Genomic DNA, 12,501 nt, shown 5'->3' with positions numbered 1-12,501 from the left:
GGGCCGCACGGTCGAACATCGACGGTGCGGCCCCGTTGAGCGTGCGGAAGGTCAGCCGGCGTGCTTGCGGCGGGCGGCGGCCCGGCCGCGGGCGGTCTGGTCCAGGACCACCTTGCGGATCCGGACCGAGGTCGGGGTGACCTCGACGCACTCGTCCTCGCGGCAGAACTCGAGGGCCTGCTCCAGGGAGAGCTTCCGCGGCGGGATGACCTTCTCGGTCTCGTCCGAGGTGGACGCCCGCATGTTGGTGAGCTTCTTCTCCTTGGTGATGTTGACGTCCATGTCGTCGGAGCGGGAGTTCTCGCCGACGATCATGCCCTCGTACACCTCGGTGCCAGGCTCGACGAACAACGTGCCGCGCTCCTGGATGTTGAGCATCGCGAAGCCGGTCACCGAACCGGACCGGTCGGCCACCAGGGAGCCGTTGCCCCGGGTACGCAGCTCGCCGAACCACGGCTCGTAGCTCTCGAACACGTGGTGCAGGATGCCCGTGCCGCGGGTGTCGGTGAGGAACTCCGTGCGGAAGCCGATCAGGCCGCGGGCCGGGACCAGCCACTCCATCCGGATCCAGCCGGTGCCGTGGTTGACCAGCTGCTCCATCCGGCCCTTGCGGGTGGCCAGGAGCTGCGTGATCGCGCCGAGGTATTCCTCCGGGGCGTCGATGGTCAGCCGCTCGACCGGCTCGCAGGTCTTCCCGTCGATCTCCCGGGTGACCACCTGCGGCTTGCCGACGGTCAGCTCGTAGTTCTCACGGCGCATCTGCTCGACCAGGATCGCCAGGGCGAGCTCGCCGCGGCCCTGGACCTCCCAGGCGTCCGGGCGGTCCGTCGGGAGCACCCGCAGCGACACGTTGCCGATCAGCTCGCGGTCGAGGCGGTCCTTGACCATCCGGGCCGTGACCTTGCCGCCCTTGACCTTGCCGACCAGCGGCGAGGTGTTGGTGCCGATGGTCATCGAGATCGCCGGCTCGTCGACGGTGATCAGCGGCAGCGGGCGCGGGTCCTCGGCGTCGGCCAGCGTCTCGCCGATCATGATCTCCGGGATGCCGGCGACGGCCATGATGTCGCCGGGGCCGGCGGACTCGGCCGGCTTGCGCTCCAGGCCCTCGGTCATCAGCAGCTCGGAGATCCGGACGCGCTCGGTGGTGCCGTCGATCTTGCACCAGGTGACCGTCTGACCCTTGCGGATCGTGCCCTCGCGGACCCGGCACAGGGCCAGCCGGCCGAGGAACGGCGACGCGTCGAGGTTGGTCACGTGCGCCTGGAGGGGTGCGCCCTCCTCGTAGGACGGCGCCGGGATGGTGTCGAGCAGCGTCTGGAACAGCGGCTCCAGCGAGTCGCTGTCGGTCGGCACCGTGCCGTCCACGGGCTGGCCGAGCGAGGCGATGCCGTCGCGGGCGCAGGCGTACACGATCGGGAAGTCGATCTGGCTGTCGTCGGCGTCGAGATCCAGGAACAGCTCGTACGTGTCGTCGACGACCTCTTTGATGCGGGCGTCCGGCCGGTCGACCTTGTTGATCACCAGGATGATCGGCAGGCGGGCCTTGAGCGCCTTGCGCAGCACGAACCGGGTCTGCGGCAGGGGGCCCTCGCTGGCGTCCACCAGCAGGACGACGCCGTCGACCATGGTCAGGCCGCGCTCGACCTCACCGCCGAAGTCGGCGTGGCCCGGGGTGTCGATGATGTTGATGACCACCGGGTCGCCTTCGGCAGGCGCGTACGTGATGGCGGTGTTCTTCGCGAGAATGGTGATGCCCTTCTCGCGCTCGAGATCCATCGAGTCCATCATGCGGTCGGTGGTGAGCTCGTTGCGGGCATGGAACTGGCCGCCCTGGCGCAGCATCGCGTCGACAAGAGTTGTCTTGCCGTGGTCGACGTGGGCCACGATGGCGACGTTGCGGAGATCGGAACGGGTCGGCATGCCTCCATCCTCCCGGGTGCGCGCGCGGCGACCCCGTCGGGGTATCCCGGAGGTGGCCCGGATCTCTGGTTATCCGCTATTTTCCGACATCCCGCGCTGGCATGCTGGACCGGTGGGCCGGGGGACGCAATGGTCGATCTACTGACACGGCTGGCAGATCTGCCGCCAGCCGTCATCTACGTGATCGCCTTCACATTGATCGCGGGCGAGACCGCGGTGCTGCTCGGGCTGGTCTTCCCGGCCGAGGCGACGCTGCTGCTCGTCGGGTTTCTCTCTTTCACGGGCACCCTCGACCTGCGGGTGACGCTGGGGCTGATGGTGGTCGCGGGGCTGCTCGGTGACTCGCTGGCCTTCCGGGCGGGCCGGCGCTACGGCACCCGGCTGCGCGAGGGGCGCTGGGGCGAGCGGGTCGGCGCCGAGCGCTGGGCCAAGGCCGAGGGCATGCTGCACCGCCTCGGCGGCCGCGGCGTCCTGGGTGCCCGGTTCGTCGCCTTCGGCCGCACGCTCGTGCCACGGCTGGCCGGTGCCGCCGGCATGCCGTACCGCCGGTTCGTGGTCTGGAACGTGCCCGGGGTCCTGCTCTTCGTCAGCACGTCGGTGCTGGTCGGCTACGTCGCCGGCGAGTCCTACGAGACGGTCTCCGAATACCTGGGCAAGGCCACCGGCGCGGTGGCGATCCTGCTCCTGACGATCGTGGTGATCGTGCTGGCCGGCCGCTGGCTGGGCCGCAACCCCGACCCGTGGCGGGCCCTGGTCGCCCGGGCCGGCGCCCTGCCGCCGCTGGGCTGGGTCAACCAGCGCTTCGGGGTGCTGTTCTTCCTGCTCACGATGCGGCTCGGCCGGGGCTGGGCGCTGCTGGCCAACCTGGTCGCCGGGGTCGCGCTGCTCTTCGGCATCGGGTTCGGGCTCGCGTTCGTGATGAAGTGGGCCGTCGACCAGAGCGGCCTGAGCGTGATCGACGACAACATCGCCGGCTGGTTCGCGCTGCGCCGCACCGACCCGGTCGTCGACGCCGCCCGCGACACCCTCGGCATCCTGCGCGGCTCCCTGCTGATCCTGGTGGTCGCGCTGGTCGCGGTCCTGCTCGCCTGGCGGCACCGGTCCCTGCGTGGCGACCTGGTCACCGTCGTCACCACCGCCGGCGCGTTCGTGCCGCTGGTGCTGCTCGCGGTGATCTCCGACCTGACCCGGGCCGGCGACCTGACCCCGGCCAGCTCCTCGGTGTCGGGCCTGTTCCCGAGCCAGAACGCGGTGATCACCGCCGGCTTCTGCACGCTGGCCTGGCTGCTGTCCCGGCGCCGGCGCTGGCCGCTGCGGGTGGCCCTCTGGACGGTGGCGGCCGCGGCCATCGTGAGCCTCAGCGGCGCCCGCCTCTATCTCGGGTGGAGCGTGGCCAGCGAGACGGCGACCTCGGTGCTGCTCGGGGTGATGTGGACCCTCTTCTTCATGGTGGCCTTCGCGAGCCGGGACGACGGGACGAGCGAGGAGCCGACGGGGTACGTGGAGGCGCCGCTCGACGCTCCCGACGCGGCGCCCGAACTGTCCGGTTCAGACGGTGGCGGGCTGGCTCCGGCGCCGCAACCGGGGCGATAGGAACGCACCGCGGCTGATAGCGTCCCCCCGTCACGCGGGGAGGTGCGATGCGACGGTCACGTCGTCTTTCGATCACGGTCTGTGCGGTGGCGCTGGCGCTGCTGGTGACCGGTTGCGACGAGCGGGGCAGCGGTGGCTCGGCCGCTGGAGGCGGTGGCGTCCAGCAGGTGGCCGCGGCCGGTTCGAGCGAGCAGGACGCCGGCGACTCCTCGTCCTCCTCCTCTTCCTCGGATGCCGAGGCCAAGACCGCGGCCGGCCTCGGTGCCGCGCCCGCTGCCACGACGACTCCGCCGTCGCCGCGCCCGAAGCCCACCAAGAAGAGCCCGCCGCGTCGTCCGACGACCGAGAAGCTCCCGTCGAAGGCGCCGCCGCCGGACCCGGGCTGCACGCGGCCCCGCTACCTGGGCGCGCGGCAGACCCAGGCCGACGTCAAGACCGCGCTGACCGATGCCGCCGCCATCACGTACTGGCCGAACAGCGCGCCGAGCATCAAGGTGCCGCTCGACCTGGTCAAGGCCACGGCCTGGCAGGAGAGTGGCTGGCAGTCCAACGTCATCGCCTGCGACGGCGGCGTCGGCCTGATGCAGGTCATGGCGCCGACGGCCGAGTTCGTCAACCAGCGCTTCGAGAAGAACTACGACCTCCACGCGTACCGGGACAACGCGCAGCTCGGCGCCAACTACCTGGCCTGGTTGATCAAGTACTTCGGCGACGCCTACTTCGAGAGCGACTACTCGGTCTCCGCCGCGGACTGTGCCGACCATTCGGACCTGTGCCTGCTCAACGTGGTGATCGCGGCGTACAACTTCGGGCCGGGCGCGGTCGACACCCCTGCGGGCCTGGTCATCCCGAACCCTGGCTACGTCGACAACGTGCGCTCGCTCATGACCAACTGTGAGTGCCTCGACTTCTGACCTTGACCGCCCGGAACGCGAAGGTGTCGGCGATCCCGTTCGGGCTCGACTCGGCCACCCGGTCGATCCGCAGCCCGGCGTCGGCGACGGCGTTGAGCAGGTCGGCCAGCGGCACGTGCCAGGCACCGACGCGGGCCCGCACGCCGTGCGGCGCCCAGGCGTCGAAGGTGCGCGCCGTCTCGGCGTAGCGGGTGTTGATCGTGATCAGGTCGGCGTCGGAGCGGTCGGCGAACGCACCCACGAAACAGGGGTGCACGCCCGCGTGCACGAACCGGCCGCCGGGCGCCAGCACCCGGGCCGCCTCGCGCAGCACCGCCGCGTAGTCGGGCAGATCGGTGTGCGCCAGCACGCAGGCGACGGCCGGCACGCTGCTGTCCCTGACCGGCAGCCGGGTGGCGTCGGCGGCGGCCACCGGGAGCCGGCCCTTCGCCCAGCGGAGCTGGCCCTGGGAGAGGTCCACGCCGACGGGGGTCCAGCCGAGCCCGCGGATGGTCGCGGCCTGCCCTCCCCCGCCGCAGCACAGGTCGAGGCAGCGCCCGTCGCCCCGGCCGAGGAGGTCGACCAGGTGTGCCTGGATGCGCTCCATATAGGACGAAGCGACCCGGGTGTAGTCCTCGTACCAGTCGGCATAGGCGTCGTACGCGGGAGGGGCGGTCATGCCGGCACGCTAACCCCGTGACCGGGCCGGGCGGGCCGATGTTCGCGGACAGCGCACACTATCGTCGGAGCCGATGACTAGCTGGGACAAGATCGACTCTGCGCTGGCCGCCGCGCCGGGCACCTCCTCCGCCTGGGTCGGGCCGGTCGGCGGGCCGCCGGTCTACGCACGGCTGGCCGACGCGACGCACTACGCCGCGAGCACGATGAAGGTGGGCGTGCTGGTCGCCCTGCACCGCGCGGGCCTCGACCTCGACGCGCCGGTGCCGGTCCACAACAGACACGAGTCGGCGCTGCCCGGCGCGGAGCCCTTCGCCAACGACCCGGCCGAGGACAGCGACACGGCCACGTGGGCGCTGCTCGGCGGCACCAGCACGCTGCGCGACCTGGCCCGCCAGATGATCGTGCGATCGGGCAACCTGGCCACCAACCTGTGCCTCGGCGCGGTCGGGGTGCCGGCGGTGAACTCGGTGTGGCGGCTGACCGGAGCCACCCACAGCGTCACGGCCCGCGGCATCGAGGACAGCGCCGCCCGCCTCGCGGGGATCGACAACCTGGTGACCGCCGGCGACCTGGCCGCGCTGTTCGGCGCGGTGGTGGCCGGCGACCTGGTCCCGCCCGCGGCGCGGCGCGAGGTGCTCGCGCTGCTGGAGGCCAACGAACACCGCGACGACCTGGTCGCCGGCCTGCCGGAAGGCACCCGGGTGGCCCACAAGAACGGCTGGATCACGGGGGTACGCCACGGCGCCGGCGTGGTCTTCCCGGACGACGCACCTCCGTACACGGTGGTGGTCTGCACGACGACGACGCTGCCCGACGACGAGGCCTGCGCCCTGGTCGCCTCGGTGTCGGCGGCAGCCTGGCAGGCCCGCTGACCGCGTAGCGCCCGGGCTCAGTCGAGGAGGCGGTCCCGGAGGTCGGTGCGTAGCGCATCGTCGATGCCGAGGGCATCGCGGAGGTACGTGTCCATGTCTCCGTGGCGTCGGGTGACCTCGTCGTACGCCGCGTCGAGGTAGGTCTCGCGTGCTTCCAGGACCGGGCGGATCGCGTCGAGGTCGAGACCGGGGCGGCGGCCCAGCATGGCGCTCATGATCAGTTCGTTGACGCCGTCGGCCAGGTCGTTGGTGCGCAGGTAGTCCGCGCGGATCGTCGCCGCGTCGACGCCCAGGGCCGTGAGCAGGATCACCGTCAGCCAGCCCGTGCGGTCCTTCCCGGCGCTGCAGTGGAACAGGAGGGGCAGGTTGTCCGCCTCGGCGACGGTCCGCACGGCGCGGCTGAACGCCTCGATCGCGATCGGGTCCGCGACGAACCAGCGGTAGATCGCCTCCATCGCGCCGACGGTGCCCTCGCGGGCCAGGGCCTCGTACGCGGACAGGTCGTGACCGAGCATCACCGCCGAGACGTACGTGAAGACCGGGTGCCTCGGGTCATGGATCGGGATGTGCACGATCCGCGGCTCGCCGGCCAGCCGGTCGGGCGGGGCGACCTCGATCTCGTTCGCGCTGCGCAGGTCGACCACGCACGCGAGGTCCAGCTTGGTCAGCGTCGGCAGGTCGTCGTCGACCAGCCGGCCCAGCCCGCTGGCCCGGATCAGCGCGCCGGCCCGCACCGGACGCCCGCCGGCTCCCACGAGACCACCGAGGTCACGGGCGTTCGGCGCACCCGACAACGACCATTCCACCGCCATGGACGATCCTTCCGTCACTCTCAGCCCCTCCGGATAGGGTGCCCTACGTGACGATCGAGGATGTCAGAACCCATCGGGTACGCGCCCCCTTGCACACGCCGTTCGTCACGGCGCTGCGCCGGGCGACGTCCGTGGAGACGCTGATCGTCGAGATCGTCGACGGGGACGGCCGGTCCGGCTTCGGCGAGGCACCGCAGGTCTGGCAGGTGACCGGGGCCTCGCTGGCCGGCTCGGAGGCGTGCGTCACGTCCATCCTGCGGCCGCTGCTGGTCGGGCGGGACCCGGACGATCTGGTCGCGCTCACCCGGTTGACCGCCGGAGCCGTCGCCGGCAACGAGGCGGCGAAGGCGGCCGTCGACGTCGCGCTGCACGACCTGGCCGCGCGGCGCCTCGGCGTACCCCTGGCGCGGTTGCTCGGAGGCACGGCCAGGCGGGTGCCGACCGACGTGACGCTGACCGCGGCCGACGAGATCGGCGTCGCGGACGCCGCCCGGGCCCGGGTCGCGGAGGGTTTCACGGTCCTGAAGGTCAAGGTCGGTGCCGACCCGGCGACCGACCTCGCCCGGATCCGCGACGTGCGCGCGGCGGCCGGCGCCGGGGCACGGATCCGGCTCGACGCCAACCAGGGCTGGGGCGCGAAGGAGGCGGTCCGGATCATCCGCGCCGCCCAGGACCTCGGCGCCGACCTCGAGCTGGTCGAGCAGCCGGTGCACCACCGCGACATCGAGGGGCTGCGCTGGGTCACCGACCGGGTCGACGTGCCGATCCTCGCCGACGAGTCGGTCTACGGGATCCGCGACCTGGTCACCGTGATCCGCAACCGCGCCGCCGACATGGTCAACGTCAAGCTGGCCAAATGCGGCGGACTCGGCCCGGCCCGCACCCTGCTCTCCCTGGCCGAGGCGCACGACATGGGCACGATCGTCGGCACGATGATGGAGAGCCCGGTCGGGGTGGGTGCCGCCGCGAGCCTGGTCGCGGCCTACGGCACCACCTCGGTCGCCGACCTGGATGCCGCCTGGTGGCTGGCGAGCTCGCCGGTGACGGGCGGCCTGACGTACGAGCCGGGCACGGTGATCCTGCCCTCCGAGCCCGGGCTCGGGCTGAGCCTGAATCCTTAGTACGCCGTCCAGGTTGTCGCCGAAACGCGTTTTTGTCTCACGGGATGGAACGACTGTCCAGTCGGGCGATCGGGGTCGGCCATGTGGGCAGAATGAAGGAGAGTTCCAGCAGGCGATTGAGTGACGGCGAAGACTTTCGTAGCCTGACTGACAGGGGTGGGGACCCCGTCGGCGGTGCGGACGGGGGGCGGGCGAGTGCTAACGGACAGGCAGCGCGAGGTGCGGGCAGGCAGCGACGCGATGGTTCGAGTGGCCGTCGCGACACTGTGGTCCACACCCGACGCGGTTCGTCCGATTGACAGTTGCGCGCTCGGGCGCACCGCCGACATCCCCTCCTGGGTGGCGTCGATGTCGGCCGAGCAGCAGATCGGCGACGGCGTGCTGAGCCAGCTCCTGCTGGGTGAGCGGGTCCGCGTCGACGAGGTACGCGACGACGGCTGGGCCCAGGTGGTCGCGTTGCAGCAGCCCGGCGCCCGCGACACGCGCGGCTACCCGGGCTGGATCCCGACCGAGCAGCTCCTGCTGGCCGGCGAAACCCCCGCGCGCGACGACACCACCCTTGTCGTCGACGCGACCTCGACCGACCTGCGCGCCACCCCCGGCGGCCCGGTGGTGCTGGCCAACGTCATGATCGGCACCCTTTTGGTGCCGCTCGGTGAGCTCGTGGACGGCTGGTGGCCGGTCGGCGCCGGCGACGGCCTGATGTGGGTGGCGGCCGCTGACGTGACCACTGTCGGCCAGCCGGCCGCAGCGCTCGACGTGGCATCCCGACTGCGCGGCGTGCCGTACGTGTGGGGCGGGCTCTCCGCGTACGGCATCGACTGCTCGGGTCTGGTGCACCTGTCCTGGCGCCGGTGCGGGGTGGTCCTCCCCCGCGACGCCGCCGACCAGGCCGAGGCGACGGAGTCGGTGGGGCTGGGCTCGGAGCGCCCGGGTGACCTGTACTTCTTCGCCCGCCCCGGCCGCCGCATCCACCACGTGGGCATCGTGACCGGCAACCGGCGGATGCTGCACGCCTGTTACACGCAGCGGCGGGTGGTGGAGGAGCCGCTCCCGGAGGCCCGCGAGGCGACCCTGGTCGCGGCGCACCGGGTGGCCGGCTGAGCTCGCCCGTACCCCCGGGAATGGTCCTGGCGGGTCCGTGGTTGTGATCAGTGTCGGTGTGTTCAGTGTCCCCGGGCCTCACCTAAATTGCCGTCGCGGAATACCGTCAGGCTGGAGCCGCGTCGCGCCACTCGCCGAGAGGCGACCTGCACACCGACACCTGAGAACGCCGCCCCGGCCAACACCGGGAGCGGCGTTTTCGGCATTCTGAGCGTTCGGCTTCCGGCGCGTCCGGCTTTCCGGCGGAGCCCGGGCCGATCGGCGACGAAGATGCGACGACCCCCGCCGGCCGGGGCTGGCGGGGGTCGTCGTTGTGGCTGGCTCAGCTGCCGACGGCGGTCAGCTCGCGTTCCTTGCGTTTGTCTCGGGCCGATTTGGCGAGGCTCGCGATGGTGGCTACCAGGAGCGTGCCCAGGATGACCGTCAGGGACAGCCAGATCGGGATGTGCGGTGCCCAGCTGATGTGCTCGCCGCCGTTGATGAACGGCAGGTTGTTGTCGGCCAGCGCCTCGAGCACCAGCTTCACGCCAATGAAGCCGAGCACGAAGGCCAGGCCGATGTTGAGGTAGACGAGCCGGTCGAGCAGGCCGCCGAGCAGGAAGTACAGCTGGCGGAGGCCCATCAGCGCGAAGACGTTGGCGGTGAAGACCAGGTAGGGCTCCTTGGTCACGCCGAAGATCGCGGGGATGGAGTCGAGCGCGAAGATCAGGTCCGTCGTGCCGATCGCGACCATCACGACCAGCATCGGCGTGAACAGGCGCTTGCCCATGGTGTCGGTGGTCGTGAGCTTGGCGCCGTCGAAGTCGCGGGAGAACGGGACGGCACGCCGTACCCATCGGATAACGATGTTCTCCTTGAAGTCGTCTTCCTCGGGCTCACCCTGCCGCGCGAAGTTGATCGCCGTGTAGACCAGGAACGCGCCGAAGATGTAGAAGACCCACGAGAACTGGCTGATCAGCGCCGAACCGGCGGCGATGAACCCGCCGCGCATCACCAGCGCCAGGATGATGCCGACCAGCAGCACTTCCTGTTGCAGATGTCTGGGCACGGCGAACCGCGACATGATGATCACGAACACGAACAGGTTGTCGACACTCAAGCTGTATTCGGTCAGCCAGCCGGCATAGAACTCACCGGCGAAGGTGGCGCCCGATGTGAACCACAACCCCAGCCCGAACAACAGGGCAAGGCCGACATAGATCGAAACCCAGATCGTCGACTCTTTGATGCTCGGCTCGTGTGGCCGTCGACCGATGATCAAAAGATCGGCCAGCAAGACCGCGACCATCACCACGAGGGTGATGGCCCAGACGAGCGGGGTTATGTGCAAGGACGGCGCGTTCAAATAGACCTCCGGCAGGCACACCACATCGCCGATTGACGAAGTGCTGGGTCGTGACTGTCGGGAGGTCTCTTCCATCGCCGGGCCTGGTTTGGCCCTGCGACCGACGGTGCCGGGTCGACGCCCGGCTCACGCCGGGCGACTGCCGTGCTGACGACAACGCCTGCGGGGGAATACTCCCCTCCTCGAGGGCCATTCTCCCCCATGGGACCCGGTTTTGACACATCGACCATCGCGACTCGCCTGTGATCTGGTGCGACATCACACCCCGCGTACGGCGTCCTAGGATGTTTCGGATGTCACCGCCGGGTCGTGGGAGGCTTCCGACCATGATCCTCGAGGTTGCGCTGATCGACATCCGGCCGGGCGAGGAGGAGGCGTTCGCCGCCGCCTACCGCAAGGCCCACCCGATCGTCCGGGGTACGCCCGGCTTCCGCTCCATCCGCATGACCCGCGGCGTGGAGTCACCGTCGCGCTTCGTCCTGCTCGTGGAATGGGACAGCGTCGAGGCCCACCTGGAGAACTTCCGGGCCTCGGACCGGTTCGGCGAATGGCGCGCGCTGATCGGTCCGTACTTCGCCGCTCCCCCACTGGTCGAACACTTCACGGACGTCCCGACCGACGCCTGACGGCGGGTCTCGGTCCGCCGGCGACCAGCGGACGTTTGGGTCGTCGGCGGCCGTTCGCGTCCGCGCAGTCGGACGTCGGGACGAGGTCGACCCTGGATCGTGCATTGCCTTAGGGGGTCACGGCCGGGGACGCGGCTGGTTGGAGGTCGCGGATGTGCCGTAGGCCTGGGCGGCCGGGCAGGTCGACCTCGCCGATCGGGGTGAAGCCGTTGCGCCGGAGGACCGTCAGCGAACCATGGTTGTCCAGCGCCGCGGAGGCGAACAGGCGCCGCAGGCCGTAGCTGTCCCGGGCCAGGTCGCACACCTGGCGGACCGTGTCGGTCGCGACGCCGCGGCCGGATGCGTGCTCTGCCACGCGGTAGCCGAGCTCCGCACTGCCGTCGGCCACGTCGACCAGGTTGAATCGGCCGAGCACCGTCTGACCGTCGTCGTCGATCAGCAGGTGGAGGTGGTCCGAGCCGGCGGCCTGGGCCGCGAGCAGGTCCGCGTGGCGCGCCGCGAACTCGGCGAAGTACGCGTCGCCGCGGTCGGAGATGAACCGCGTGAAGTAGGCCCGGTTCTCGCGCTCGAACCGGAGCAGAGCGTCGGCATGACCGGCGGCGAGCCGATGGAGTTCGGGCATCGCGCCATATTAGGCGCGCGCCAAGAGATCGACATGTGCTTTAGTCGCCCGATGACGGATCGCGTGGCGCTCGTGACCGGGGTCAGCAGGCGGGCGGGCATCGGCGCCGCGGTCGCGCGCCGGCTGGCCGATGACGGGCATCAGCTGCTGTTGAGTGGGTTCGCGTCCTACGACGACGACCAGCCTTATGGTGGCGACCCCGACGGCGTCCCAGCGATCATGGCCGACCTGACCGGCGGCCCGCACCACTACTCCCCCTGCGACCTGACGGACCCCGCCGCCCCGGCCGCGCTGGTGCGCACCGCCGTCGAACGGTTCGGCCGGGTGGACACGCTGGTCGCGGTGCACACGTACTCGACCAGCAACACCTTCGGCAACCTCGACGCTGGCGAGATCGACCGGCACCTGATCGTCAACGTGCGGGCAACGATGCTGCTGATCGAGGCGTACGCCGCCGCGCACGACCGCGGCGCCGGCCGGGTCGTGCTGTTCTCCAGCGGCCAGCGGCTGGGTCCGATGACGGGCGAGATCCCGTACGCGGTCAGCAAGGCCGCCGTGGAGAACCTGACCCAGCAGCTCGGCACCCTGCTGATGCACCGCGGCATCACGATCAACTGCCTGAACCCCGGACCGACCGACACAGGCTGGGCCACGCCCGACGACCAGGCCGCCGCGGCCCGACTCTTCCCCGGCGGCAGGTGGGGCACCCCCGACGACGCCGCGCGGCTGGTCGGATGGCTCTGTTCGCCCGACGCGTCCTGGGTCACCGGCCAGGTCATCGACTCGGAGGGCGGCTTCAACCGCTACGGCTGACGAACCGCGACCGCCGAGTCCGCCGCGCGCCACCGGGGCAGCCCACCCGCCAACGACCGGGCCACGCCCTGTCGATGCTCGCGAACCAAGCCGACATTG

12 protein-coding genes are annotated in these 12,501 nt (G+C 71.0%); 7 read left to right on the top strand and 5 right to left on the bottom strand.

Going from position 1 to position 12,501, the window contains the following annotated elements:
- Window positions 1–51 precede the first annotated feature (51 nt).
- The gene (typA, locus tag CHC05_RS28785) at window positions 52–1,920 is read right to left on the bottom strand and encodes a translational GTPase TypA (protein WP_089253740.1); all 1,869 of its coding nucleotides are present in this window, start codon (window positions 1,918–1,920) and stop codon (window positions 52–54) included.
- A gap of 129 nt (window positions 1,921–2,049) precedes the next feature.
- Here typA and CHC05_RS28780 point away from each other — a divergent pair, with 129 nt between their 5' ends.
- Both CHC05_RS28780 and CHC05_RS28775 read left to right on the top strand, forming a co-directional pair.
- Complete coding sequence (locus tag CHC05_RS28780) at window positions 2,050–3,513, top strand: VTT domain-containing protein (RefSeq protein ID WP_089253739.1); 1,464 nt, start codon at window positions 2,050–2,052, stop codon at window positions 3,511–3,513.
- Window positions 3,514–3,560: 47 nt separating this feature from the next.
- Window positions 3,561–4,427 (top strand): lytic transglycosylase domain-containing protein, encoded by an 867-nt coding sequence (locus CHC05_RS28775; protein ID WP_089253738.1) that lies wholly within the window; start codon window positions 3,561–3,563, stop codon window positions 4,425–4,427.
- Here the strand turns inward: CHC05_RS28775 and CHC05_RS28770 are convergent.
- Window positions 4,396–5,085, bottom strand: a complete 690-nt coding sequence (locus CHC05_RS28770; protein WP_089253737.1) for a class I SAM-dependent methyltransferase — start codon at window positions 5,083–5,085, stop codon at window positions 4,396–4,398. The genes CHC05_RS28775 and CHC05_RS28770 overlap by 32 nt on opposite strands.
- Before the next feature lie 73 nt (window positions 5,086–5,158).
- Between CHC05_RS28770 and CHC05_RS28765 the strand changes: the two genes are divergently transcribed.
- Window positions 5,159–5,959, top strand: a complete 801-nt coding sequence (locus tag CHC05_RS28765) for a serine hydrolase (protein WP_089253736.1) — start codon at window positions 5,159–5,161, stop codon at window positions 5,957–5,959.
- Between the two features lie 17 nt (window positions 5,960–5,976).
- Here the strand turns inward: CHC05_RS28765 and CHC05_RS28760 are convergent, their stop codons facing one another.
- The gene (locus CHC05_RS28760) at window positions 5,977–6,771 is read right to left on the bottom strand and encodes a tyrosine-protein phosphatase (protein ID WP_089253735.1); all 795 of its coding nucleotides are present in this window, start codon (window positions 6,769–6,771) and stop codon (window positions 5,977–5,979) included.
- Window positions 6,772–6,818: 47 nt separating this feature from the next.
- Between CHC05_RS28760 and CHC05_RS28755 the strand changes: the two genes are divergently transcribed.
- Together CHC05_RS28755 and CHC05_RS28750 are read left to right on the top strand one after the other, a co-directional pair.
- Window positions 6,819–7,892 (top strand): mandelate racemase/muconate lactonizing enzyme family protein, encoded by a 1,074-nt coding sequence (locus CHC05_RS28755; RefSeq protein WP_089253956.1) that lies wholly within the window; start codon window positions 6,819–6,821, stop codon window positions 7,890–7,892.
- 240 nt (window positions 7,893–8,132) lie between these two features.
- Window positions 8,133–8,996, top strand: coding sequence for a C40 family peptidase (locus CHC05_RS28750; protein ID WP_089253734.1), 864 nt, complete (start codon window positions 8,133–8,135; stop codon window positions 8,994–8,996).
- Between the two features lie 322 nt (window positions 8,997–9,318).
- Here the strand turns inward: CHC05_RS28750 and CHC05_RS28745 are convergent, their stop codons facing one another.
- Window positions 9,319–10,320, bottom strand: coding sequence for a TerC family protein (locus CHC05_RS28745; RefSeq protein ID WP_425426861.1), 1,002 nt, complete (start codon window positions 10,318–10,320; stop codon window positions 9,319–9,321).
- 347 nt (window positions 10,321–10,667) lie between these two features.
- On the opposite strand from CHC05_RS28745, the gene CHC05_RS28740 reads away from it, so the two are divergent.
- Complete coding sequence (locus CHC05_RS28740; protein ID WP_089253733.1) at window positions 10,668–10,967, top strand: antibiotic biosynthesis monooxygenase family protein; 300 nt, start codon at window positions 10,668–10,670, stop codon at window positions 10,965–10,967.
- Between the two features lie 109 nt (window positions 10,968–11,076).
- On the opposite strand, the gene CHC05_RS28735 is transcribed toward CHC05_RS28740, so the two are convergent.
- On the bottom strand, window positions 11,077–11,589 hold the full coding sequence (locus tag CHC05_RS28735; RefSeq protein ID WP_089253732.1) for a GNAT family N-acetyltransferase: 513 nt from the start codon (window positions 11,587–11,589) through the stop codon (window positions 11,077–11,079).
- A 51-nt stretch (window positions 11,590–11,640) separates the two neighbouring features.
- Here CHC05_RS28735 and CHC05_RS28730 point away from each other — a divergent pair, with 51 nt between their 5' ends.
- Entirely contained in the window at window positions 11,641–12,402 is a 762-nt protein-coding gene (locus tag CHC05_RS28730) for an SDR family oxidoreductase (RefSeq protein WP_245871274.1), read from the top strand.
- Window positions 12,403–12,501 lie beyond the last annotated feature (99 nt).

Origin of the sequence: Asanoa hainanensis, from assembly GCF_900188485.1 — a bacterium.
Lineage (GTDB): Bacteria > Actinomycetota > Actinomycetes > Mycobacteriales > Micromonosporaceae > Asanoa > Asanoa hainanensis.
The sequence above is the reverse complement of the archived record's forward strand: the minus strand, read 5'-3'. Positions and strand labels throughout refer to the sequence as shown.

Coding starts and splice junctions, on each gene's coding strand:
- CHC05_RS28780 (WP_089253739.1), top strand. CDS start 2,050: ATGGTCGATCTACTGACACGGCTGGCAGATCTGCCGCCAGCCGTCATC.
- CHC05_RS28760 (WP_089253735.1), bottom strand. CDS start 6,771: ATGGCGGTGGAATGGTCGTTGTCGGGTGCGCCGAACGCCCGTGACCTC.
- CHC05_RS28765 (WP_089253736.1), top strand. CDS start 5,159: ATGACTAGCTGGGACAAGATCGACTCTGCGCTGGCCGCCGCGCCGGGC.
- CHC05_RS28730 (WP_245871274.1), top strand. CDS start 11,641: ATGACGGATCGCGTGGCGCTCGTGACCGGGGTCAGCAGGCGGGCGGGC.
- CHC05_RS28770 (WP_089253737.1), bottom strand. CDS start 5,085: ATGACCGCCCCTCCCGCGTACGACGCCTATGCCGACTGGTACGAGGAC.
- CHC05_RS28740 (WP_089253733.1), top strand. CDS start 10,668: ATGATCCTCGAGGTTGCGCTGATCGACATCCGGCCGGGCGAGGAGGAG.
- CHC05_RS28735 (WP_089253732.1), bottom strand. CDS start 11,589: ATGCCCGAACTCCATCGGCTCGCCGCCGGTCATGCCGACGCTCTGCTC.
- CHC05_RS28750 (WP_089253734.1), top strand. CDS start 8,133: ATGGTTCGAGTGGCCGTCGCGACACTGTGGTCCACACCCGACGCGGTT.
- CHC05_RS28775 (WP_089253738.1), top strand. CDS start 3,561: ATGCGACGGTCACGTCGTCTTTCGATCACGGTCTGTGCGGTGGCGCTG.
- typA (WP_089253740.1), bottom strand. CDS start 1,920: ATGCCGACCCGTTCCGATCTCCGCAACGTCGCCATCGTGGCCCACGTC.